The organism is Dyadobacter sp. HNCC25DJ186, from assembly GCF_056895235.1.
This window is the reverse complement of the sequence record NZ_JBXHAS010000002.1, coordinates 402,302-425,891: the sequence shown is the minus strand read 5'-3', so window position 1 is coordinate 425,891 and position 23,590 is coordinate 402,302. Positions and strand designations below refer to the sequence as shown.

The 23,590-nt window shown below is 41.1% G+C and carries 22 protein-coding genes; 14 read left to right on the top strand and 8 right to left on the bottom strand.

The annotated features are described in order from the left end of the window. Window positions 1-3 precede the first annotated feature (3 nt). The 4 genes from adhP (at window position 4) to AC1XUO_RS06655 (ending at window position 3,298) form a co-directional block, all read left to right on the top strand. Complete coding sequence (gene adhP, locus AC1XUO_RS06670) at window positions 4-1,038, top strand: alcohol dehydrogenase AdhP (RefSeq protein WP_483328991.1); 1,035 nt, start codon at window positions 4-6, stop codon at window positions 1,036-1,038. Window positions 1,039-1,304: 266 nt separating this feature from the next. Beyond that, complete coding sequence (locus AC1XUO_RS06665) at window positions 1,305-2,144, top strand: universal stress protein (RefSeq protein ID WP_483328990.1); 840 nt, start codon at window positions 1,305-1,307, stop codon at window positions 2,142-2,144. Window positions 2,145-2,261: 117 nt separating this feature from the next. After that, on the top strand, window positions 2,262-2,507 hold the full coding sequence (locus AC1XUO_RS06660; protein ID WP_483328989.1) for a FixH family protein: 246 nt from the start codon (window positions 2,262-2,264) through the stop codon (window positions 2,505-2,507). Between the two features lie 89 nt (window positions 2,508-2,596). Beyond that, window positions 2,597-3,298 (top strand): tryptophan-rich sensory protein, encoded by a 702-nt coding sequence (locus AC1XUO_RS06655; RefSeq protein WP_483328988.1) that lies wholly within the window; start codon window positions 2,597-2,599, stop codon window positions 3,296-3,298. Between the two features lie 145 nt (window positions 3,299-3,443). On the opposite strand, the gene AC1XUO_RS06650 is transcribed toward AC1XUO_RS06655, so the two are convergent. Continuing rightward, the gene (locus AC1XUO_RS06650; RefSeq protein ID WP_483328987.1) at window positions 3,444-5,372 is read right to left on the bottom strand and encodes an AAA domain-containing protein; all 1,929 of its coding nucleotides are present in this window, start codon (window positions 5,370-5,372) and stop codon (window positions 3,444-3,446) included. A 240-nt stretch (window positions 5,373-5,612) separates the two neighbouring features. Here AC1XUO_RS06650 and AC1XUO_RS06645 point away from each other — a divergent pair, with 240 nt between their 5' ends. Together AC1XUO_RS06645 and AC1XUO_RS06640 are read left to right on the top strand one after the other, a co-directional pair. Further along, window positions 5,613-6,524, top strand: coding sequence for an AraC family transcriptional regulator (locus AC1XUO_RS06645; RefSeq protein WP_483328986.1), 912 nt, complete (start codon window positions 5,613-5,615; stop codon window positions 6,522-6,524). A gap of 235 nt (window positions 6,525-6,759) precedes the next feature. Then, window positions 6,760-7,608 (top strand): SDR family oxidoreductase, encoded by an 849-nt coding sequence (locus AC1XUO_RS06640; RefSeq protein WP_483328985.1) that lies wholly within the window; start codon window positions 6,760-6,762, stop codon window positions 7,606-7,608. 82 nt (window positions 7,609-7,690) lie between these two features. Here the strand turns inward: AC1XUO_RS06640 and cysC are convergent, their stop codons facing one another. Beyond that, a complete protein-coding gene (gene cysC / locus AC1XUO_RS06635; protein WP_483328984.1) occupies window positions 7,691-8,296 on the bottom strand; it encodes an adenylyl-sulfate kinase in 606 nt (201 codons plus the stop codon). Window positions 8,297-8,717: 421 nt separating this feature from the next. Between cysC and AC1XUO_RS06630 the strand changes: the two genes are divergently transcribed. Further along, window positions 8,718-10,046 (top strand): acetyl-CoA hydrolase/transferase family protein, encoded by a 1,329-nt coding sequence (locus AC1XUO_RS06630; protein ID WP_483328983.1) that lies wholly within the window; start codon window positions 8,718-8,720, stop codon window positions 10,044-10,046. A gap of 56 nt (window positions 10,047-10,102) precedes the next feature. Here AC1XUO_RS06630 and AC1XUO_RS06625 read toward each other — a convergent pair whose 3' ends face one another. Next, on the bottom strand, window positions 10,103-10,252 hold the full coding sequence (locus AC1XUO_RS06625; RefSeq protein ID WP_483328982.1) for a hypothetical protein: 150 nt from the start codon (window positions 10,250-10,252) through the stop codon (window positions 10,103-10,105). Window positions 10,253-10,692: 440 nt separating this feature from the next. On the opposite strand from AC1XUO_RS06625, the gene AC1XUO_RS06620 reads away from it, so the two are divergent. Then, on the top strand, window positions 10,693-11,883 hold the full coding sequence (locus tag AC1XUO_RS06620) for an esterase (protein ID WP_483328981.1): 1,191 nt from the start codon (window positions 10,693-10,695) through the stop codon (window positions 11,881-11,883). Between the two features lie 129 nt (window positions 11,884-12,012). On the opposite strand, the gene AC1XUO_RS06615 is transcribed toward AC1XUO_RS06620, so the two are convergent. Together AC1XUO_RS06615 and AC1XUO_RS06610 are read right to left on the bottom strand one after the other, a co-directional pair. After that, complete coding sequence (locus AC1XUO_RS06615; protein ID WP_483329569.1) at window positions 12,013-12,102, bottom strand: DUF3817 domain-containing protein; 90 nt, start codon at window positions 12,100-12,102, stop codon at window positions 12,013-12,015. A gap of 190 nt (window positions 12,103-12,292) precedes the next feature. Then, a complete protein-coding gene (locus AC1XUO_RS06610) occupies window positions 12,293-12,958 on the bottom strand; it encodes a class I SAM-dependent methyltransferase (protein ID WP_483328980.1) in 666 nt (221 codons plus the stop codon). Between the two features lie 59 nt (window positions 12,959-13,017). Between AC1XUO_RS06610 and AC1XUO_RS06605 the strand changes: the two genes are divergently transcribed. The 4 genes from AC1XUO_RS06605 to AC1XUO_RS06590 all read left to right on the top strand — a co-directional run bounded on the left by AC1XUO_RS06605 (window position 13,018) and on the right by AC1XUO_RS06590 (window position 15,963). Continuing rightward, on the top strand, window positions 13,018-14,343 hold the full coding sequence (locus tag AC1XUO_RS06605) for a cytochrome P450 (RefSeq protein ID WP_483328979.1): 1,326 nt from the start codon (window positions 13,018-13,020) through the stop codon (window positions 14,341-14,343). A 24-nt stretch (window positions 14,344-14,367) separates the two neighbouring features. Beyond that, a complete protein-coding gene (locus AC1XUO_RS06600; RefSeq protein ID WP_483328978.1) occupies window positions 14,368-14,994 on the top strand; it encodes a YiiX/YebB-like N1pC/P60 family cysteine hydrolase in 627 nt (208 codons plus the stop codon). Between the two features lie 172 nt (window positions 14,995-15,166). Further along, window positions 15,167-15,484, top strand: coding sequence for an ArsR/SmtB family transcription factor (locus AC1XUO_RS06595; protein ID WP_483328977.1), 318 nt, complete (start codon window positions 15,167-15,169; stop codon window positions 15,482-15,484). Window positions 15,485-15,525: 41 nt separating this feature from the next. Further along, window positions 15,526-15,963 (top strand): SRPBCC family protein, encoded by a 438-nt coding sequence (locus AC1XUO_RS06590; RefSeq protein ID WP_483328976.1) that lies wholly within the window; start codon window positions 15,526-15,528, stop codon window positions 15,961-15,963. Window positions 15,964-16,027: 64 nt separating this feature from the next. On the opposite strand, the gene AC1XUO_RS06585 is transcribed toward AC1XUO_RS06590, so the two are convergent. Then, complete coding sequence (locus tag AC1XUO_RS06585) at window positions 16,028-19,006, bottom strand: glycosyltransferase family 117 protein (RefSeq protein WP_483328975.1); 2,979 nt, start codon at window positions 19,004-19,006, stop codon at window positions 16,028-16,030. A 314-nt stretch (window positions 19,007-19,320) separates the two neighbouring features. Here AC1XUO_RS06585 and AC1XUO_RS06580 point away from each other — a divergent pair, with 314 nt between their 5' ends. Further along, window positions 19,321-20,190: a tetratricopeptide repeat protein gene (locus AC1XUO_RS06580; RefSeq protein WP_483328974.1), complete on the top strand. Its 870-nt coding sequence runs from the start codon at window positions 19,321-19,323 to the stop codon at window positions 20,188-20,190. 100 nt (window positions 20,191-20,290) lie between these two features. Here the strand turns inward: AC1XUO_RS06580 and AC1XUO_RS06575 are convergent, their stop codons facing one another. Both AC1XUO_RS06575 and AC1XUO_RS06570 read right to left on the bottom strand, forming a co-directional pair. Next, the gene (locus AC1XUO_RS06575; protein WP_483328973.1) at window positions 20,291-21,205 is read right to left on the bottom strand and encodes an RpnC/YadD family protein; all 915 of its coding nucleotides are present in this window, start codon (window positions 21,203-21,205) and stop codon (window positions 20,291-20,293) included. A gap of 69 nt (window positions 21,206-21,274) precedes the next feature. After that, window positions 21,275-22,159: an AraC family transcriptional regulator gene (locus tag AC1XUO_RS06570; RefSeq protein ID WP_483328972.1), complete on the bottom strand. Its 885-nt coding sequence runs from the start codon at window positions 22,157-22,159 to the stop codon at window positions 21,275-21,277. A 155-nt stretch (window positions 22,160-22,314) separates the two neighbouring features. Between AC1XUO_RS06570 and fucP the strand changes: the two genes are divergently transcribed. Beyond that, window positions 22,315-23,568, top strand: coding sequence for an L-fucose:H+ symporter permease (gene fucP / locus AC1XUO_RS06565; protein WP_483328971.1), 1,254 nt, complete (start codon window positions 22,315-22,317; stop codon window positions 23,566-23,568). Window positions 23,569-23,590: the final 22 nt, after the last annotated feature.

Sequence of the window (23,590 nt, the reverse complement as noted above, 5' to 3'; positions counted from 1 at the left end):
GTTATGCTTCCAAAAACCATGAAAGCCGCTGTTGTCCGGGAATTCGGTAAACCTCTGCAAATTGAAGAAATGCAGGTAAAATCACCCGGCAAAAATCAGGTACTCGTTAAAGTAATTGCCAGTGGAGTTTGCCATACTGATCTGCACGCAACGGATGGTGACTGGCCGGTTAAGCCTAAACTTCCGCTGATACCCGGTCATGAAGGAGTTGGATACGTGGTAGCGCTTGGTCCGGATGTGACAGGTGTAAAAGAAGGTGACATCGTTGGTGTTCCCTGGCTTTACAGTGCTTGCGGGTGCTGCGAATATTGCATCACGGGCTGGGAAACTCTGTGTGACACGCAGCAGAATGGAGGTTACAGTGTCGATGGAAGTTATGCTGAATATGTCATAGCTGATGCGAGATATGTAGCGCACTTACCTTCAAACACGAATATGATTGAAATGGCACCGATTTTATGTGCGGGTGTTACGGTATACAAAGGTTTGAAAGAGACAGAAACAAAAGCTGGTGAATGGGTTGCTATTTCCGGTATTGGCGGTTTGGGCCACCTTGCTGTTCAATATGCAAAAGCGATGGGCATGCATGTTGCCGCGATTGATATCAGCAAGGATAAACTTGATCTGGCTAAAAAACTGGGAGCCGATATTACCGTTAATGCACTGGAAGAAGATCCGGGTGTTTATCTCAAAAAAGAGACCGGCGGAATGCATGGCGTCCTAGTAACGGCCGTTTCTCCTATTGCTTTCAAGCAAGGAATTTCTGTATTAAGAAAAAAAGGTACCATCGCACTAAACGGATTGCCTCCGGGAAGTTTCGATCTGCCAATTTTCGAAACGGTATTAAATCGCTATACTGTCCGGGGTTCAATTGTCGGAACGCGTAAGGATTTACAGGAGTCAGTTCAGTTTGCGTTAGAGGGGAAAGTGAAAGCTACCGTTCATACAACTGCATTAGAAGATATTAATTCAGTATTTGATGATATGAAGGCTGGCAAAATTGAGGGGCGCGTTGTCATGAAAATCGCTGATCAGTAAAACTAAAAACCACCACCTACGTTATATCCACTGAAAGCACAGGCTGAATTTTCAGTTGTGCTTTCAGTGAATTTGTATTGGTTCGTTTCACCTGTTTATATTGTTTCTGCCTGAATTTATTGTAATTCGCTATTTAAAATCGGAACATAACCTAAAAATCATCTCATAGGAAGAATAGAAATTACGTAGATTGGTGTTTTGTAGGTTTAGATAGGATTTAGATTTTCATATTTATTTCATTAAAATTAAAGACACGTTCTATTGTCATGAAGCGGATTTTAGTACCCTGTAATTTTTCATACCAGGCGGAGACGGCTTTTAAATTTGCCCTGGAAATTGCTGCGGTGCAGGATGCAGAGATTATGCTTCTCACTGTTCTGAAGGAACTTGACGGCGATAATTTCATCGAAACAGAAAATCTTAAATTACAGATTGCAGATTACAAAAATAAATTCAAAACACTACTTGAAAAGGAAACAACAAATCGGGTTAAGGTAACTCATCTGCTTCGTCCGGGGAAAATTACGCCGCTAATTCTGAGTAGTATTGATGACGAAAAAATTGACCTCATAATCATGGGCACACACGGTTCACGTGGTTGGGATGAGTTTTTTATGGGTTCAAACATTGAAAAAATTGTGCGGACCTCCCCCATTCCTGTGTTCGCAGTCAAAACTAATACCGCGCTCAGATCGCTTCACAATATTATTTTTCCTGTCTCGCTAAATTTTGAAAACAGTACTATCATTGAGAAAGTAAAAGAACTTCAAAAATTGTTTCGGGCAAGAATTCACCTGCTACGTATAAATACAGGGGGCGGCAAAAATGATAAGAGCTCACTGCAAAAATTGAATAAATTCGCTGAACATTACCTGCTGTCAAATTTTACCGTGAACGTACGAAATAGTGAAGATGTAAAACACGGGATTATTGATTTCGCCCGGGAAATAAACGCAGATATGATCGCCATGGCGACCCATGGGAACCGGACTTTAAATCATCTTTACGCTCCAAGTGTGGCCGCCGATGTCGTCAACCATGCAGGCCTTTTGGTTTGGACATGCAGCACTTCCAAGACCCCCAGAAAGGCAGAGAAAGTAAGTTAGCAGTTTATATCTCTGTCTAAAATCCCTTGCAGACGTGATAGAAATCATAGCTTAAATTTGTAGTAGTAATTATTTTTATATCGAAATATATTACTTCAACCCTAAAACTCCGATGCCATGACCTATGAAGCTGCAACCCATCAGATTGCTTTCGTTCTACCGCTGTATTTTTTAAAAGCAGAGATCACTTTCATTAGAAATTCAATGGTGGACGAATCGTTAAGTTTCCCAATCTCGTCTGCGTCGCAGTCCCGATATGTGATTTCAACCGAGAATCTGTCGAAAGGATATTGGCGCGTCCAACTGAACTGGTCAGAAGGAAAGTCGCGATACTGCAGTGAAAAAGTGATCGAAATAAACTAAAATTGAATCTTCGTCCGATTTGTTTTTTGTAGCTTGATGTGGCATAATAATTATGCGTTCTGTCATGATTTATACTTCAAACCAGCAAGATGAAAGATAACAAAACCGGACGTTACGCCACCGCGGCAATTGTGATCGGCGGGATCATCGGCACCTATTTTTTTAGCCGTCCAAGAAAGAAAATCGTTGCGTCATCACTTGACGAAAAGCGTCAGAAAAAAGTTGATCAAAATCTGGTGACACCAGCCAAAGCAACTTTTGGAATCGTTTGGTCCACCATTTATGCAGGAACCGTTGCATTGGCAATCCATCAGGCATTGCCCTCACAACTGGCCAATCCGCGATATAGAAAAGCCCAGCCCTGGTTACGGCTCAATTATTTATTGACAGGCGTGTTTGGATATTTCTTTTCAAAATCTGATAAGACAAGCAGAATAGGCGCAGCAGTCACAACCATCAGTATGTTGCCTGCCGCAATCGGTTTGCACCGCGCGCTTGAAATCGGGGTTACGGAAGTCTACGGACCGGAGAATATTCTACGGAAATCAGTCAGTATCTACACTGGCTGGCTAACCGCGGCTACTGCTGTCAGCGCGACTACGCTTGTCCAGGAAGCTGGTTTTGCCAGGAATCAGGAAGATGCAAAAAAATGGGCATTGTGTGCGTTGCCTATCACCACCGGTATTGGCGCCATCGCCGCCAATCGCCTGAACGATCCTTATTATTTACTTGCGTTAATCGCGGCTTTAACAGGAATTGCTGTTAACAAAAAGATAAGAATGAAGAAATAAGTATCCTTGCCGGAACATTGACGACATATTTGCTCGCAGTGTTTCAAAAGAAAATGAAAGAGGAACGCGATTTCATTCAATTAGAGCAGCATGAATAAGGAGTAAAGGCACAGGCTTGAAAATTACCTGTGCCTTATTTGTTAATTTATAAGTCAGCGAATTCCCAGGCACTTTTGTAAGCATCCAGGTTTTCTGCGTAAGAGATGAAATCTGTATAAAACGGCAAAACTGAAAGCGTCGCACTATCGCCTATCACCACGAGCTTTTTTCTTGCTCTGGTCATGGCGACATTCATTCGTCGAATATCCGATAAAAAGCCAATCTCCCCTTCCGGATTACTTCTCACCATACTGATATAAACAATATCGCGCTCCTGTCCCTGAAAACTATCGATTGTGTTTACCGAAATTTTCTCACCGTATTTTTTCAGCACCGGCGCGTGAAGCAACTGATCTTTTAAAATATTGATCTGTTGTTTATAAGGAGAAATAACCGCAATCGTAGGAAAATTTGCGACAAAATTATTGTCAACTCCATTTTCCGGCTGATTTTCCAATTCACCAACAAGCATTTGTAAATGTTTGAAAAGAAAGGATGCCTCTTCCGGATTTGTAGAACTCGTACCTTCCAGTTTTTCATCAAAACCACACCCTGCCGTATCAATAAATAAAAGCGGCACGTCGTTTTCAAATAACAAATGATGTGCAACAGACGCGTTAGCTTTTAATTTATTTTCATAAAAAACGCCCGACGAATACCCCATTATAGATTCATTCATACGGTATTGCTCTTCGAGCAGCACAACCGATTCAGGATGGAGCGATACACATTTTTCGAGCAAAGTCGTTGCCAGACCTTTTTTCGCCGCCTCACCCGATTTTATCGTTGGTGATAATTGACAATGATCACCAGCCAAAACCACTTTCTGTGATTTTAAAATCGGGATCCAGCATGCAGGTTCCAGCGCTTGTCCGGCTTCGTCGATGACAACCGTTTCAAATTTCAAATTTCTTACTGTGTAATGATTAGCGCCTACCAAGGTTGCTGTGATAACCTGTGCTTTGGATACCAGATCGTCGATAATATATTGCTCCGCTTTACCAACATCTTTCATGATACGATGAGCCTCGTCAAAGAGTGCCTTTCGCTGATCACGTTCAGATTTGCCAAAACTCCGCTTATACTTATGGGCCATATTTTTGAATTCATTCGCCTGCTTTTTCAGGTTTTTGATTTCTTTCATGCTCGCATGACCTGTCATTTTACTGTCCAGCGTAAGAGCCATAAGGCGTTCTGAAACACGGGCGGGATTACCTACGCGAAGCACGTTTAACCCCTGGTCCGATAACTTTTCACTTAATAAGTCGACGGCCGTATTACTTGGGGCTACCACCAGGATTTGCTTTTTATCCTGTTTGATTAATGCTTTGATAGCTTCTACAAGCGTCGTAGTCTTACCTGTACCGGGAGGCCCGTGCACGATCGCCAACTCATTTGCCGTCAAAATTTTACTGACCGCCAACTGCTGTGATTCATTCAGCTTAGGCGCAACGTTAAAAGCGATTTCAGGTTTAAAAGTGGGTTCTTTTTGTCCAGTCAAAATCCTGATCAAACGGCCCTCTCCAGTACTTTCTTCAAGGAAAGAGGCTGATTTTAGCGCGTTTTGCATTTCGTCATAACTATTGTCATCGAAAAGCAAATCGATCCCTAATTTTCCATCCCTGGACCAGTCTGGCAACTCCTCCGTTCGCAGCGTTATCTTTAACCGGTTTCCGCTTTGATGGGTGATAGTACCCTCTACCCTGTCTTTTTTTGGTTCATGGTTTGAAAACAATACCGCAGGCATCCCAAAACGCAGCTGATGCGAAACATCCTGATGCGTGGTACGCTCTACTTCAACGGTCAAATAATCTCCCCGGCCAATTTCCGAACCTCTGATCGCAATTGGATACCAGGCAATTCCATTCGCCCTGCGCTCTGACACTGAGGTTGATTCCGTAAGTTTCAAGTAGGATTGGCGGTCTTCTTCCCGCTCGATTTTCAACAGTTCAAGCAGCTTTTTAAAATACTCCATAAGACAAAGGTAATCAATCACAAAATTTTTCGCGTCAGGGTTTGCGCTCAACGGGTGATCAAGCCCACTTATATTGTTTGAATCTTACAACAATCCGTTTGTTTTTTGTAAATAAAAACACATCCGAATAAGTAATTTTGTAAGCTGGGATATTAAATCATCGGAGCATATAATCCCTGACTGACGAATATACCAGGGAGACAATTTGGTGCAGATTTTACAAAAAGACCTCAATAAGGTATGAAAACGAATACAGAAACGATCGAGGAATTTTATAAGCATAAATTCAACCACTTACCGGAAAACCTGCAACAGGAACTCGGGCATTTCAATGTTTTCAGATTAGAGGATTGTTCCGGAAAAGACGGAACGCCGGTCAAATATAGTCGTCGTGATTTTTTTAAAATAAGTCTGGTCAGAGGAAAATATCTTTATCATTACGCAGAGAAAACGGTTGAAAGTGAAGGAAGTACTTTGATATTTTTTAATCCTCAAATCCCTTATACTTTTCAGACTCAAGCCGGAAGCGAGGAAGCAACAGGTTATTTCTGCATTTTTAAAGAATTCTTTTTCACAGAAAAAATGCGTGGCGGGATCAGTGACTTGCCCATGTTTCTTCCCGGAAGCAAGCCCTCCTATGCGCTGACACCTGAGCAGGATGAACACGTCAGCGCAATTTTCATAAAAATGATCGATGAACTGGATTCTGATTACCGGTTTAAATATGACCTCATAAGAAATTATGTAACCGAACTGGTTCATTATGCTTTGAAGATGGAACCAACCGAAATTTTGCATCAGCACACAGATGCCAATACCCGGATCGCATCAATATTTTCAGAGTTACTCGAACGTCAGTTTCCAATAGAATCGCCTTCTCAGCGTTTTACCTTGCGTTCTGCTCAGGACTTTGCAGAAAAATTATCAGTGCATGTCAACCACCTCAACCGTGCCTTGAAAGCGGCAACCGGAAAAACCACATCGCATCATATAGCAGAGCGACTTACCAATGAAGCAAAAGCACTTCTCAAACATTCGAACTGGAATATTGCCGAGATCAGCTATTGTCTGGGATTTGAAGAGGCAGCTCATTTCAATAATTTTTTCAAAAAACAAACAGCAACAACTCCTTCGGCATTCAGGAGCATTTAACGCTATGCGTAAAGTAAAATCTTGCCGGTTCGTCAAAGAGCTGGCAATTTTTTTGTTTTATACTTAAAATAGACGCGTCACAAAAGCGTACTTATCAAACCTTACTTATCAAATCTCAAATCCAGCCCATAAAGTTTTCATTGTTTGAATTTTGTAATGATTGGTTTGGATGCCGCAAGCAGCACCGGAGCCTTCCGATATACCTTTGTTTTACAAATTTAAACAAACAACAAAAATGGAAAATCAACAGGTATGGTTCGTTACAGGTGCTTCGAAGGGACTGGGATTAGTTCTGGTGCGACAACTATTAAAAGCTGGACACCAGGTAGCTGCGACTTCAAGAACTAAACAGGATTTAATTAAAGCAACAGGTAGCGAACAGTCAGAAAATTTCCTGCCTCTGGAAGTAACCCTGACGGATGAACAAAGTGTGAAAAATGCAATTTCTGCGACCATTGCTCAATTCACAAAAATTGATGTTATCGTGAACAATGCCGGTTACGGACAAGTTGGTTCCCTGGAAGAATTATCTGATGCTGAAGCACGTCGAAACTTCGATGTTAATGTCTTTGGCTCGTTGAATGTGATCCGGTATGTAATGCCTCATTTAAGAGCACAGCAGTCTGGCAAGATTTTCAACATTGCTTCAGTGGGTGGATTTTTTGGAAACTTTCCAGGCTGGGGAATTTACTGCGCCACAAAATTTGCAGTTGCAGGATTCACAGAATCACTGGCCGCAGAAGCTAAGTCTTTCGGTATCAGTGCAACTGTCGTTTATCCCGGTTATTTCCGTACAAACTTTTTATCAAAAGAATCACTTACGGTTCCGGCAAATCCGATAAGCGAATACAAAGAAGTCCGTGCAGGACAGGAAGCACATGAAAATGAAATCAATGGAAATCAGGCTGGAGACCCTGAAAAAGGTGCAGAAGTTCTGATCAGGATCGCCGCCGAAAATATCGTTCCGGTCCATCTTTTTCTTGGTCAGGATGCCTATAACATGGCCGATTTAAAAATTCAGACGATTCAGACAGATCTTGAAAGCTGGAAGGAATTAGCAACCTCAACAAATTTTGACAATTGATTTTATAGATGAAATCCCATATCACGCCGGAGTGATCCTTTAAAAAAACAGTTCATTTAACCAAGTAACTCAGGGTATATCATTACTTCGATATCCTGGGTTGCTTTCCTATTTCATCAAATTCATTCATTCGGATATTAGGAAACTGAATTTCCGGGTTAAGTAATTTCAGCTCATGAATGATGAATCGGCAAAGATCAGCCGTACACGCTTCGATTGTTTGTAGATCCGTATTCAGAGATAAATCCGCTTCTAATGGAATTTCAAATTGATCATTAACTCCTGAAAGGTTACTTATCTTTTCAGGATCTTGCTCGGGAAGCTGACTTCTTCTGTACAGGCCTTTGGTGTCCCTGATAAATAAAGTCTCAACAGAACAATCCAGAAAGACCGTTTTCACATTTCGGTAAGTCGCTTTCAGTTCAGCCCTTGTCTCGTTATAAGGATTAATGACACTCATGATCGCCACAATTCCATGGCTCGAAAAGCGACTTGCTATAAAACCCAAGCGCCGAATATTCTCCTTCCTGTCGGCCTTTGAAAAACCCAGATCCTTACATATTTTGCTGCGGTAAATATCGCCATCAACGATTTCAACGGAAATACCATTCAGGAAAAGCTGACTTTTGGCTTCATGAGCCAGTGTTGTTTTGCCAACCCCGGACAAGCCACAAAATTGAATAATCATAAGCCTATTGAATAATTGAAATGTATGGCTAAACCAGTAATCAACCCAAAAGCTTCACTAATAAATTTGACTCAAATGACAAACATTGTATAAGCTATAAGAGCGAAAAATTTCTTAAACTATTTGACGCAGCAACTAAATTTATGATTAAAATAGGCAAGCATTTAAAGTCAAACTTTGTTGTAAGTATGATTTGAATCACAAAGAGAAGACCAGGTTTATTTTACTTAAAATTATTGTATTGAGATTGAATTCAATTTAGCAAAACACCGTTATAAAAACTGACTAGCGTCATCATTTTATACCTCTTTAAGTCATTCAGTGCCGGGCATAAAAGGAGGAGATTTACATTAAAATTCCTCGTTAATCAATGCCTCCGTGTAATTGTTATGTGAGTTTACAAAACGTAAAAAAACTTCAAATGCTACCTTTAACATACATAACCGCTGAGCAGGCGGTCAAAAATATCAAGTCCGGAAATCGTGTTTTTATTCACGGAAGTGCCGCAACACCGGCGCATTTAATCGAAGCCTTGCAACACAGACATTGGGAACTGAAAAACATCGAGTTCGTAAGTATCACAACGCTTGGCGAAGTGGACTTTAACAATCCCGTTCATCAACAAAGTTTTTTCTTCAATTCATTATTCGTTTCCGCCAATACCAGAGCCGTAGTGAACAGCGATTACGGAGATTATGTACCCATTTTTCTTAGTCAGATTCCACAGTTAATTAAAACGGGAAGATTACCGATCGACGTAGCACTGATCCATGTTTCGCCGCCGGATGCTCATGGTTTCTGCTCATTGGGTACGTCTGTGGACATCGCCCGGGCGGTGGTAGACAATGCTAAACACATTATCGCGATGGTCAATCCCAATATGCCCAGGACGCATGGTGACGGATTTGTTCATTTAAGCAAAATAAATTCGATGGTTTGGCACGAGGCTGCGCTTCCGGAGGTTGATTATTCATTTAACGCCAAAAGCGCAACAATTGAGATAGGCAAAAATATTGCATCACTTGTGGAAGACGGCGCTACACTGCAAGTTGGTATCGGCGCCATACCCGATCAGGTTTTGAAAAATCTCGGACACCTCAAAAATCTTGGGCTTCACACAGAAATGTTGTCAGACGGGGTAATTCCATTGATTGAGAGCGGTGTGATTAATAATAGTATGAAGAAACTGAACCGGGGCAAGTCGGTCACCTCTTTCATGGTCGGCACCAGAAAACTCTATGATTTTGTGAACGACAACCCTGCCGTTCGTGTGATGGATATCGGCTATGTAAATGACACCAGTATTATCCGCCAGAACCCGAAAGTCACCGCGATAAACTCCGCGCTGGAACTGGATCTCACCGGACAGGTTTGTGCAGATTCTCTGGGAACTTATCAATATTCCGGCATCGGCGGGCAGATGGACTTTATCCGTGGTGCATCTCTTTCAGACGATGGAAAACCGATCATCGCTTTGCCGTCTGTTACCTCAAATGGCGTTTCCCGGATCGTCCCTTTCCTTAAAGAAGGAGCTGGAGTGGTGACGACACGTGGCCACATCCATTGGGTAGTGACAGAGTTTGGAATTGTTGATTTGTTCGGAAAAAGCCTGAAACAACGCGCCCGTGCGTTGATCAGTATCGCCCACCCAAACCATCGTGAAAATTTAGAAAGAGCATTTTGTGATCGGTTTGGAAGTTACAATCGCCCTTCGATTACTGGAATATCAGACCGCGTTTTTCATCCTTAATTAATAAATCAATTTGCCAGCTATTCGATAAATAATATCTTCGCATAGCTGGCAAATTAACTTTGGTTATCCGCCAATCGCTTTTTAAGAATCAATGCTGTGATCGCGGAAACGATACGCCCGATTGTAAGCACTTCGGCAAAGGTGAGTAGAATTTCAAACAAAGGATTCTTGTTCATCTCTTTATAACTGGCCATCTCTTCCATTTTGGAACTGATCTCGGCGACATCTACTTTTCTATAACGATTGTTTCAGTTTTCCGCTTTGTCTGTCTGAATGACAGCCATATACCTAGGGTGGTAAAAACAAGGACAATGGCTCCTGCATAGATTTAAAAGGAATAGTCAATGACAACAAAAAACGGATTTTCAGGCATTTAAGCAAAAGAAGCAGTCCGGGCAGCGAAACACCATAACGTAGTTTTTTTTATTTTTTTCAGTAATCGAAATACATCTCCTGATAGATTTTCTCTGATCAGAAATAAAACTTTTTGTGAATTACAACATACTTGAAAGTATTTCCGCCTGTGTTTATACGACGACATAAATTTATTGAATGTTCTGAGTAATTAATATAGAACACAAACCTTTTACCCAATGATGGCTCCCGGGAGTCAATAAATCATTTCACCTGTCCGATTTTTGAGATGCGATCAGTACGATTTTATTCCATACCTGCGCTACTGCTTTTTGCGGCGTCTACCCTCTCCTACGCTCAGCAAGCGAATGTAAACCTCGATTGGAATCCGCAAAAAAACACAGAAAATCTTGTACCTTATGGGGGAAATATTGTTTCGCCCGACGTGCGCGACGACCATACCATCACTTTCCGCTTGAAAGCACCTGAGGCAAACCAAGTCATGTTAACCGGCGGACCGATTTTACTTGCATTAAAAGCGAAAGATCCAATACCTTTCAAAAAGGGTGATGATGGTATCTGGACACTCACCGTAGGCCCTGTCAAACCAAATATTTACGTATATCGATTTATTCTTGATGGGGTTTCGATTGTAGATCCTAACAATACGATCACGGGCTCGTCCAACCAGCCTGGATATAGCAACGTGGTAGTCCATGGCGATGGCCCGGCGTATTATGACGCAAAAAAAGTGCCGCACGGAACTGTCACCCGTCAGATTTATCATTCAGAAGTTTTGAATGGAGAACGGGAAATGTTCGTATATACACCGCCCGGTTATAATTCGAAGAAAAAATACCCTGTACTTTATCTTTTGGGCGGCAGTGGCGAACTGGCATCAGGCTGGACGCTGGATGGTCGTGCCAATTTTATTGCAGACAATTTGCTTTCCGAAGGAAAGATGGTCCCTATGATCATAGCGATGCCCAATAATCAGGTTCTGCACCGTAGTGATCCAAAGCATCTTGAAAAAACCTATCTGCTTTTTGAAAAAGAACTTAGAAATGAGATAGTTCCTTTTATAGACAAAACATACAGTACCATCCAAAATCCAAAAGGCAGAGCCCTGGCTGGTCTTTCGATGGGTGGCAGACATACGCAAATGGTTGGAATGAATGATCTTGATCTTTTCAGCTCTTTTGGTATCCTCAGCGCGGGTGATATGGAAACAGAAAAAATGAACCCCAAATTTTTTGCAGATCCGAAAGTCAAAGAGAAAGTTGATTATTTGCTGGTGGGACTTGGTAATGGCGAGGTGAATGAGAATGTCGGAAAACGCTCAGCGTCAACACATGAAACGCTTCAAAAACATGGCATTAATCATGAATATTTCATCGGCGGAGATGGCGCACACGATTGGGGAACTTGGCGGCTTTTACTAAATGACAAATTGTTACCGAATCTGTGGAAGAAAAAGTAGGCATTGAGTTGTGTCTCTGCAATATATCCATTAACCAATCTCAATAATATCTATCCCGCTCAATATTTTGCAATCAATATAAAATGTGCCGATCGGAATAAAACAGATCAGCAATCCTTTCCAGGTTGTTTACTTAAATTTCCAATTATATCCGATACCGACGCGCACAGTATTGATAATAAAAAGCAGGAACAACATGCCGTGAATTGGCCCAAAAATCTCTCCAATTCTTTTGATCTGACGCTCCCCTATTTCTTGACAAGCTGGGAAAGTTAGATGCGATTATAAACCAAACGCTTTATGCTATTTAATTGAAGCTGAAATATGACTGTTTATATTGGAGAATACCAGCGCTTTAAACCTGTTGCTTATGCAGCATTCAGAAGCCAACTTACTGCTGAAAACGGCGCTATTTTGTTGCAGTTATAATGACAATCGGACGCGTGATACTTTCTCCGGTATTATTCTGAATCGTTTCTAATTCTTCAACAGTTTCCAAAACTTTAAAACCTGAATTCATTAAAAGATCATGGGCCAGATCTTTATCGTATAAAGTGAATATATATTTCGTAAACGGCAATTGGTACATGAAATTTTTATCAGAAAACACAAGACTGAAAACACCATCCGGCTTCAAAACCCGCATAATTTCCGTTCCGTAAGCAGCTGGGTTTTGCCAGAAATAGATTGTATTTACCGTTACTATTTTATCGAAATAATTATCAGAAAATGGCAAAATATTTCCATCCGATTTTGTGAAAGAAACGGCTCCTCTCTCTATTAAAATTTGATTTGTTCTCTGGGCTGCGCTTATCATAGTATCCGAAATATCAACGCCGCAATATTCAACCCCGTCCGTAAAATTCACCAGTTCCGAAACGTGGAAACCGTTGCCTGGTCCTATTTCCAGAATGCGATCATTCTTTTTTATCGTTAATAATTCAAAACCGCGTCGAATCATGTTTGCGTTGCTGAGGTTCATAAACTCGCCGGTTTTGATTCCTGCTTCTCCCACAGGATTACTCAGCTGACTGGCAATTTCTTTTAAGTCTTCTTCACTCCATTCTTTTTTCATTTTCAAACCATTTTTTATACGTAGACAATTTTCATAATTTTTCTGAAATAAAAAATCTGATGTCTCCAGTTCCTGAATTTAAAATCGCCCGGTTCGGTATCCAGGCGCCGTTTATTTTTGCGAAAGATCCGCTCCTTGCAATCAGAAAAGGTTTTGATACCTGCGGCGATACTTTCCGTTTGAAACTTTTTCGCGAGATTTTAGTAAGTCGCGACCCTGCGTTTTTCAAACATATACTCGTTACCAAAAATAAAAATTATAAAAAAGGCAGCTCATCAAAAATGCTGAATCCGGTTCTTGGAAACGGGCTGGTAACAAGTGAAGGCGATTTTTGGCTGAGACAACGCCGACTGGTTCAACCCGCTTTTCACCGCGAGCGGTTACAGGAATTGTTCGTCACGATGGGTACTATCACAGTCGCATTTCTTGATGAGATGGAAGAATTTCGCGGAAAATCAGCGGTAGATATTGATGCGAAAATGATGGGAATCACGGCGGATATAGCGTTGAGAACTTTGTTCGGAAATATTTCTAATGAGGATAAAATGCAGATCTACCACCAGGTCAACCGGACGCAAAAGTATTTGGTGAGTCGTGTAAGAAGGCCCTACCGAATTCCATTGATGGCCATTAACGGCGAAAAAAGTCGTTTTAAAACGGATATCGCTTACTTTAATAAACTCGTTTTTGAATTTATTCGTCAGCGACATGACTCCGGAGAAAAGCGAAATGACTTGCTTCAACTTTTACTCGATAGTCTGGATGAAGAAACCGGAGCGCGGATGAACGACCAACAGATCAGAGACGAGGCAATAACGATGTTCGCTGCCGGTCACGAAACTTCCGCGACTGGACTAAGCTGGCTCCTTTTAGAATTGGCAAAACAGCCTGAAATTGTCGCAAAAATGCGTAGAGAGGCAGCAATATTTGACGTGGTTCCAACCTTTGATCAGCTAATGAAATTGTCATATACCCGGCAAGTCATCGAAGAAGGTATGCGCCTATTTCCGCCTGCCTGGACGATGACACGAGAGGCACTCACGGACGATGAGGTCGATTCACAGGCATTTCCGAAGGGAATTTCCATCATGATGTCCATTTATGAACTGCATCGCAATCCAAACATCTGGGACAATCCGCTCGTTTTTGATCCTGAAAATTTCAGTCCGGAGCAGGTTAAAAATCGCGAGAAATTTAATTATTTGCCTTTCGGAGCGGGCCCGAGACTTTGTATCGGGCAGCAATTTGCGATGATGGAAATGCAGCTGATTCTGGCATCACTGATCAAACGGTTTGATTTTGAAATCGATCCGGCGCACAAAGTTGGAATTTATCCGCAGATCGTCCTGAAATCAGTTAATGGTATCAAACTTTTTATAAAATAATAGGTGACAAACACCATTCAAATTGTGAAAAAAATAGTTTTTGCACTTGCGCTATTTGCGCCGTTCGTTTTACAAGCTCAAATTCCTTCGAACATTAAATTAAAAACGGGAGATTTTATTTTTCAGGATCTTGACTGTGGTCCATTATGCGACGCGATTGAGCAGGTAACCGAGAGTTATGGCGGAAAGCATTTTTCTCATATAGGTTTGGTTTCGGTTCAGAAGGATAGCACTTTTATCATTGAAGCAATCGGTAAGGAAGTACAGCTTACACCACTTGACATTTTCCTAACGCGAAGCAACAATCCAATGTTGGTTGGGCGTGTCGAGAAAAAATATTCAAAAGTAGCAGAAGGCGCAGTGGCGTTTGCGCTCAAAGAATTAGGTGTCCCCTATGACGACGAGTTTTTGTATGATAACAAAAAATATTATTGCTCCGAATTAATTTATGATGCGTTCAAACAGGCAAACGGAGGAAAAGATTTCTTCATATTGGAACCGATGACTTTCAAACAACCGGGAAGCGATCAATTCTTTCCCGTCTGGATTGAATATTACAAAAAGCTGAATATGGATATTCCCGAAGCCATGCCGGGTATCAATCCTGGCGGCATTTCCACGTCTTCCAAGATCATCATAATGAATCCATGATATTCGTTTTTAAAATCAAAACAGCGAAATAAAAAGTTTTATATTTTTCTATTGTAAAACCATTCGGTTTCATTAAATTTGGAACCGAATGGTTTCATTTATCAGAATCTTATGGAATTCTATAAAAGAAGCTTCTGTCAGTCGCACTTTCCTGCATAACCTATAAATGCCTATGAATATACCGAGACGTGACGTTTTCCAGGCCATAGCAGACCCGACCCGCCGGGAGATTATCAATCTGGTTGCCCATCAGTCGCTCAACCTGAATGCTGTGGTGGATAATTTCGAGATGAGCAGACCGGCCGTCGCGAAACATATTCGAATTTTAACTGAGTGCGGGCTACTCATTGTAAAACAAAAGGGACGTGAAAAACATATCCGTGCTGATTTGAAAAAGCTGAAACAAGTCTCTGACTGGACAGCAAAATACCAGCAATTCTGGTCTGACAAATTGGATGCACTGGGAGATTTTCTTGTTCAGGATAATTAAGATTAGAATTTTTTTCATTTAAACCTTCAAAATTTCTAACGATGGACACAACCAGACCTAAGTATGAAGCTTTTGTAATTGAAAGGATCTATGATGCACCCGCAGAAAGGGTGTGGCAGGCAATCACCGACAATGCTAAAATGAAGCAATGGTATTTTCAGTTGGAAGATTTCAAAGCAGAGGTCGGCTTTGCTTTTGAATTCCCGGCAGAAAATGAAGGAGTAAAATACGTTCATGAATGCGTTGTAACGTCTGTTGATCCTGAACGGAAGCTCGCGTACAGCTGGCGGTACAAAGATTATCCCGGCGACTCGATTGTAACTTTTGAACTATTTCCGGAAGGAGACAAAACAAAAATAAGACTGACGCATGAAGGCCTTGAATCATTCCCGGATCTGCGCGACTTTAAACGTGAAAGTTTTGCTGCCGGGTGGAATGAAATAATTGGCAATATTTTAAAAGAGTTTGTTGAGAAATAATTGAATCTAAGGAAAAACCATATAACGTGAAATTGCTATATGGTTTTTCTTGCTTACTTATCACTTATTCTGAGCCCTCACTGTACAAATTAAATGCAATCATGTGCTTTCTGAAAATAGCCTCATACTGCGTCGCAACCGTTTCTTGTTTTGCCTGACGACATTCCCTCACGATTGTCTGCAAAATGTAAAGGTCCGAATGGATATCCTGGCTTTTTGACAACCCGTTATTCTTTGCAAATTCAAGATTTTCATCTGCGCGAACTGCCATTGCCCTGGCGGTGTCAAGCGCTTTTTTATTTTGACCCAATTCAAAAAGAGGACCGATAAAATTAGACGAAATCTGGTCATAGGGAATGCTACTGTCTGGCATGACCGCAAGTGCCCTATCAAGAACTTTCCTCGCCTTATCCTTTTTGTTTTCTGCCAATAACTGATTGGTAAGCCGTAAAAATGCAATTCTTGCTGTGGCGACCGGAGCTCCAAGATAGGTATTATCGTAATACGTACTTTTATTATATACCTCCCGCCAGGCCATTTTATTCATCATATTCTCGTACATCAGATCCGAATTCACATACCCATCCTCCGCACCTGGTACTCTGACCGGAAGTAAGCGGTAGGCATATCCTTCAAGCTGCATATATTCTTTTAAGCCAAGACTATTCGAACTTCCCATGGTGCTGGAAAAATAAATTGGCCGCTTCCAGTTGTTGGTCGCGATGATATCTAACATCACCAGATCACTTTTGTACAGATCCTTATTACCAATCGTCCAGCTCATTGAGTCAGACATCAGCGGTACAAAATCTTTTTTGACAATATTCATTTTTCCAACTTCATTAGCATTAACGGGAAGGAAAAGGATAGATGACGGCAGAATCGATGCCATATCACCACTCATAAGCGGAACCTGAATCGCCTTGTTTTCCTGTTTAATCAGTTCCAGATACTCTTTCAGGTTGATGCCCGATTTAACGCTAGGGATTTCGTAAAATGGAACATACTCATTCTTGCCAAATGCATAACTGTTGGTATCAAGTGAAAAAGGCAGTGCTTCCGATTTATTGGTTTTTCGCATTAATTGTTTGATATACCAGTCCGCCCCAAGAAAAGTTTGGACACAGACCCGCACATCCGTCCGAAATCCTTCAACTTGCTGCACATACCAAAGAGGAAATGTATCATTGTCACCACCCGTAAATAATATCGCATTGGGCGCACAGGAATTGAGAAGATTCCTTGCAAAATCAACGGAATGATATCGGTTACTTCGGTCATGATTATCCCATCCTTTGACCAACATGATCCCAGGCACCACCAGACAGAAAGCACTAGCCAAAACAGCGGTTTTCGAAGTATTTCCTACCAATTTCCGAAGTCCGTCAGCCACAGCAACGACTCCCAGGCCAATCCAAATACAGAAAATATAAAATGACCCAACATAAATATAATCCCTTTCCCGCGGCTCGACCGGAGGGGAATTCAGGTAAATGACCAATGCTACGCCGGTAAGAAAAAAAAGCAGACCGGATACCAGCAGATCCTTCCTGTTTTTTTTATAAAGCACTAATATGCCAGCCAAACCCAGAAAAAGCGGCAGCATAAAAAAATTGTTATGCGCCCTGTTTTGAGAAATGGATGAAGGAAAAGTTTTGGTGATATCCCAGGGAAGCAAAGTGCCGGCGCCTTCCACATCGCTCTCCCGCCCGGCAAAATTCCATAAAAAATACCGCCAATACATATGCCCGAGCTGATGCGAGAACAGGAATGAAAGATTATGGCCCATTGTCGGTTTCTGATCCTGAACCAAACCGGTCATTTGCTGATAAAGCTGCGGATGTCCTGGCTGATTACTGTACATCCGCGGAAAAATCATACTGCTTCCAGGCTCATAGTTGTAGTCAAATCGATAATCCTGAATAACATACCTTCCATCCTTTTTTTTATAAACCGGGGTCTCTTTTTTCTGGCTAATTGGTTTGGAAGTAAACGATGGTCCGTAAAGTAAAGGCCGACTTCCATATTGTTCTCTTTTTAAATAAGAAACAAAGCTTAATATATCACTTGGGTCATTTTCATTAATTGGCGTATTGAATTCCGATCTTACTAAAACAGTGAGATATGAAGCGTAGCCGATCAGCACAAAAGTTAAGGAAAGAAGGGCGGTATTCAGTAACACCTTGTTTCGTTTATGCGCATATCCAATAGCCCAAACGAGCGAGCCGAGAAAGAATATTATAAAGATCAACATGCCAGTTTTGTAAGGCAAGCCAAAAGTGTTGACGAAAAAGATCTCAAATTTCCCAGCCAGGGTTGGCAGTCCCGGGATGATACCCGAATTGATTAATCCCAAAATGGCCATTCCACTAACAAAGGCCGCGAATATACCCGTAAAACTGGGTTTTGGATATTTTTTGAAATAATAAACAAGTGCCAATGCGGGAATTGTTACGAGGTTCAATAAATGAACACCAATAGAAATTCCAGTCAGATAAGCAATCAGAATAAGCCAGCGATTTTCTTCGGCAGGATCTTCAATTCGCTCCCATTTAAAAACAGCCCAGATTACAATCGCAGTAAAAAAAGACGACATCGCATAAACCTCCGCTTCTACCGCCGAAAACCAGAAAGAATCTGACCATGTGTATGCCAAGGCACCTACAATTCCAGCGCCGACAATAAGAATTATGTCACTTACTTCCAGCGCACTATCAGGTTTTCCAACCAGCTTTCTAACGAGCAAAGTGATCGTCCAGAACAGAAAAAGAATCGTGAAAGCGCTGCAAAGCACAGATACCATATTCACCCAAAATGCCACTTTCAACACATCTCCAAAGGCTAACATCGAAAATAGACGCCCAATCAACAAAAAAAACGGAGCTCCGGGCGGATGGGGAACTTGTAATTTGAAAGCGCAGGCGATGAATTCACCGCAGTCCCAGAAACTGGCGGTTTCCTCGATAGTAAGCCGGTAGGTAAGAAAGGCTATTCCGAACAATAGCCAGCCAGCGAAATTGTTAATTCGTTTGAAAGTGATCATTTTTTCATGTGATGTTTTGGCATTATATTATCTTCAAAATTCCGGTATCAAAATTTTCGCTGATAATAAAACGGTTGTGAAAGAAATTAGCTGACCAAAACTATGGAATCAAAAATAGCTCGTTCGATATGCTCTCTTAAAAAAGGTTAACGATTCGGGCAGAATGTATTTGTTTAACATTCTTTAACGATGGAGATAAATTTCAGGCACTTTTTCGTTCCAAAAGCGTTTATAAAATTGAGATTTCATAATTTCTCATCTATTCTTTAAAGCGATTTGCAATATTTTGATCTGAGTTTAACCGTTACCTAAGTATGGAGTTTTTAGTAGTGCTGGCAGTTTTTGCCTATATATTTTACCTTCGAAACTATGCGGATTTAAGAACCAAAGCTGAAAAAGAAGCAGCGGATTTGGCAGATGGGATAAATTTGTACAAAGACAATCAGATCACGCAAGCCTTTGAATACTTTGATGCCAGAATTAAGTCAAAACCAAAATCAAGTTCTGCATACCTATATCGCGGCCTCTGCTACAAATCACTTGGTGATCCATCGGCTGCGCGAAAAGACATGGTAACGGGACTAAGTTACGACGGCACACGGGCGGAAATACATTTAGAAAAAGGCAAATTAGAATTTGAAAGCCAGCATTTTAACGAAGCACTGGAATCTTTCGATCAAGCAGTTTTGTATAATGGTGATCAAAATCAGGTGCCATATCACTGGAGAGGGAAAACGCGGCAATCGCTGGGAAATGATATTGAAGCGCAAAAAGATTTTTTTAAAGAAGCAGATATCTTAAAACAAAAACTGGCACAAGGACCATATCTTGAACAGCCCAAGATTCCTCTTGTAGATAAGCGACTTGCAATTAATTCAATTCTGATCCTGGCAACCAGCGTGATTCTTATTTTATCCATTAAAGATGCTGAAGGTATTCACCTTCCATATCTGCTCGCCGCCGTTTCCTCCATTTCCATCGGTTTTGTTGAGCCTGTCAGAGGATGGATCCTGGCGATTTCGCAATGTTTACTTTTGCTCGTTGGCTATTTTGTATTTACGGATATTCCCGAAAGTTCGGGGAAAGTGGAACTTGAAAATTTCAGCCTTTATGGTAGCTGTATTCTTACTTTTGCCGGCAGTTTTATTGGTGCCTTTTTCAAAAAAGCGCTTAATGCAGGTTGATATTGGGTAACTATTGAATCTGTTAGAAGAATTTTTTCTGAGTTAAGTAAGGTAGATTTTTTTCTAATTCAAGAATGACGTAGAAATCACAATTGAGATTTTATAAATTCTTCTTTATTTCAACTACAAATGACTCCGACACATTGGCAAAATTGGCAATCTCCGCGATTGTAAATCGCTTGGAACTAAGAAGATTTTTAACGACCTCCTCTTTCCCTTCTTCCTTGCCCTCCTCCTTCCCGATAGCAATACCCCTTTCATACCCTTCCTTTTTTGCAAGATCAAGCACTAATTCCCTGATGCCCATATTGTTTTGGCTTTTAGTTATTACCTGTATTTCCTTATCAAAATTAACATTATATTCCGGATCCGCAAAGCTTACATAACGCTGCAGAAATATCATCAGATCGTCAATCTTCTTTCTGCCAATTTTCCGTTCCAGCAGGTTTTTAGCGAGTGAGTATTTCAGCTTAAAAAGATCTTCATCACTCAAATTCTTTTTTCTCAGCGCGATCAGAACAGTCAATATGACGATTGCAAAAGGATTTTCGTTTTGCATAAGCTCTTGTTCATCCTGCTCAATTACTTTATACGTGTTGAACTGAAAAATATTTTTTGTTCCTAAAAATTCATATTCATAAAATTTAGGATGAAACCTCCTATTGCTATCCGTAAAAATTGCTATAGCGGTTACCGGTTTTCCGTATTTGTCAAGAATCCTGTAAAAATACGTAAACATGCGCCGGGCAAAATCCTGATCATGATATCCCTGAATCTCAATATGGATAAGCACCCACTCTTCGCGCCCGGACTTAGAAAAAACCTTGACCAGTTTGTCGACAAACTTTGGTGCTTCGAGCTCATCTGCCGGGAACAATTGTTCAAGTTCTTTGTCTAAAAACTCGAATCCTTTCTGCAGATCAAAAAGTTTGTCTGCATTTCCAAAAAAATAATGTAAAAAGTCGTCAAAGATATTTTCGAGGATACCTTTCCAAAGTGTGTCATTTCTTTTCATTTACGAGTTTGTAGATTCAGTGTGTGTACCTAAACCTACAAAAAACAAAATTACACTGCAACCATTTCTTCAAACTAACTTCGGATGTTTGTGGGTATAAAGCTGACGATAATTTTGAGGGCTCAATCCCGTAGTTTCCTTAAACCTTCTGTGAAAACAGCTAAAATTCATGAATCCGCTTTCAAAACCAAGTTGCTTTATACTTACATTGTTATCAATCAATAACTTACAACAATGCCCGACTCGTATCTCGTTTAAGAACTGAGAATAGGTTTTACCGGTTCGCGCCTTAAAATACCGGCAAAACGAATTGGGTACCATTCCTGCCACAGAAGCGATTTCTTCAAGATTGATTTTCTGTTTGAAATGAGAAAGCGTGTAATCATAGATGGCATTAATCCTATCATTTTCTGATTCGGACAGGTCAAACTGGAAGCCAACGGATGAGAGCGAAACAAATTCTTCCGACTTTGCAATGGCCAGCAAACTTTGCATCAACAAAATGATCCGCTCTGCTCCCTCCGCCAGGCGCATTTTAGCCAACAATCCTGCGACCTGATCTTTTGCTTCCCCGGTAAGCATCAAACCTCTTCTCGACTTATCCAGAATTAATTTCAAAGGCTTATTCTCGGCCAATTCAAGGAATCGGTCACCCCAAAAGTTTTCAGTAAAATGCACTACGGTCGAATAAGGTTTCGGCATTTTGTGATGCAAAATGTCTCCGTCGTCGTCACGCCAATAATGTGGAACATTCGCGCCGACCAGAACGATATCGCCAGATGCAAAACGTTTGATACTGTCCCCCACAAATTGTGTTCCGGCTCCCCTGTGAAAATGGATCAGCTCAATCTCCGGGTGATAATGCCACCGATTGTTTAGATTCGGAACAAGATCCTGCCGCACATTAAATGAGTAAGCCGGTGCCGTTGGCACTCTAAGCAGCTGTGGTTTCATGGTGCTATTTATACCCCTATTAATGGCTCAAAAAGAAAAACATGTTAATATATCTTATTACTTGGATAAATAAGATTCAATTCTTTATAATAAAATATAATTCCTTTGCATTGTTTAATTTTAAGCTCCTTAAACCACTAAACCTATTCCTGAACATGACAGATCGCAAAACCCGTCTGGCTATTATTCTTATCACTTCACTATTCTTTTTGTGGGGTTTTGCACTGAATCTGAATCCAATTTTAATTCCGCATCTTAAAAAGGCCTGCCAGTTGACAGACGTTCAGTCTGCACTTATCGATTCTGCTTCTTACATTGCCTATTTTCTGATTGCATTACCAGCAGGGCTTTTCATGAAAAGGTTCGGGTATAAAGCCGGAATAACACTGGGTCTTATTCTCTTTGCATTTGGCACCTTCCTTTTTTATCCTGCTGCTGAGCTGCGTCATTTCGGATTTTTCCTGATCGCATTGTTTATCATTGCAAGCGGGCTGACTCTTTTGGAAACAGCTGCAAACCCATACATCACTGTGTTAGGAGACGCTGAAACTTCCACACAGCGATTAAATTTTGCACAATCCTTCAACGGACTGGCAGCATTCCTGGCACCTCTTATGGGTGGTGCTTTTATCTTGTCCGGAAAAACGCTTTCCGAGCAGGAACTTCAATCGATGTCTGCGCAGCAACTTAATGATTATCTATCGGAAGAAGCCGCTTCTGTTCAAATTCCTTTTGTTGTTATCGGAATTGTTGTTTTAATAGTAGCCGTCTTGATCTGGAAAACACAACTTCCGGAAATTGTCGAGGAAACCGAAACAGAAGAGCAGGCAAAAGGATCAATTTTTGCTGAGAAAAACCTTATTTTAGGGACTATCGCGCAATTCTTTTATGTGGGGGGGCAAGTATGTGTAAGCAGCTTTTTTATCCGTTTTTCCGATAAGGTTGCCGGAATTGATGAAAAAACAGCAGCATACTTATTGTCGGGCGCGCTACTGAGTTTTATGATTGGCCGGTTTATTGGCACTTATTTGATGCGTTTTATCTCTCCTCCACGTTTGCTGGCTATTTACAGCGTGCTCAATATTTCGCTTTTAATTGTTGCCGTTATTACTTCGGGTATGGTTTCTGTTTATGCCCTTGTAGGTGTTGAATTCTTCATGTCGATCATGTTCCCGACGATTTTCGCATTGAGCATTCGAGGTTTGGGAGCGAAAACAAAAATAGGCTCGTCGCTTGTCATTATGTCCATCGTCGGAGGCGCAATTTTCCCTGTAATCATGGGTTGGGTTTCTGATTTATCATCCATCCAAACGGCCTACATCGTTCCGGCGGTATGCTTCCTGGTTGTGTTATATTTTGCAATAAAAAATAATTCGGTAAAAAATGTGACGCTTGGCGTATCGCATTGATATCCTTAAATTATACATTCAA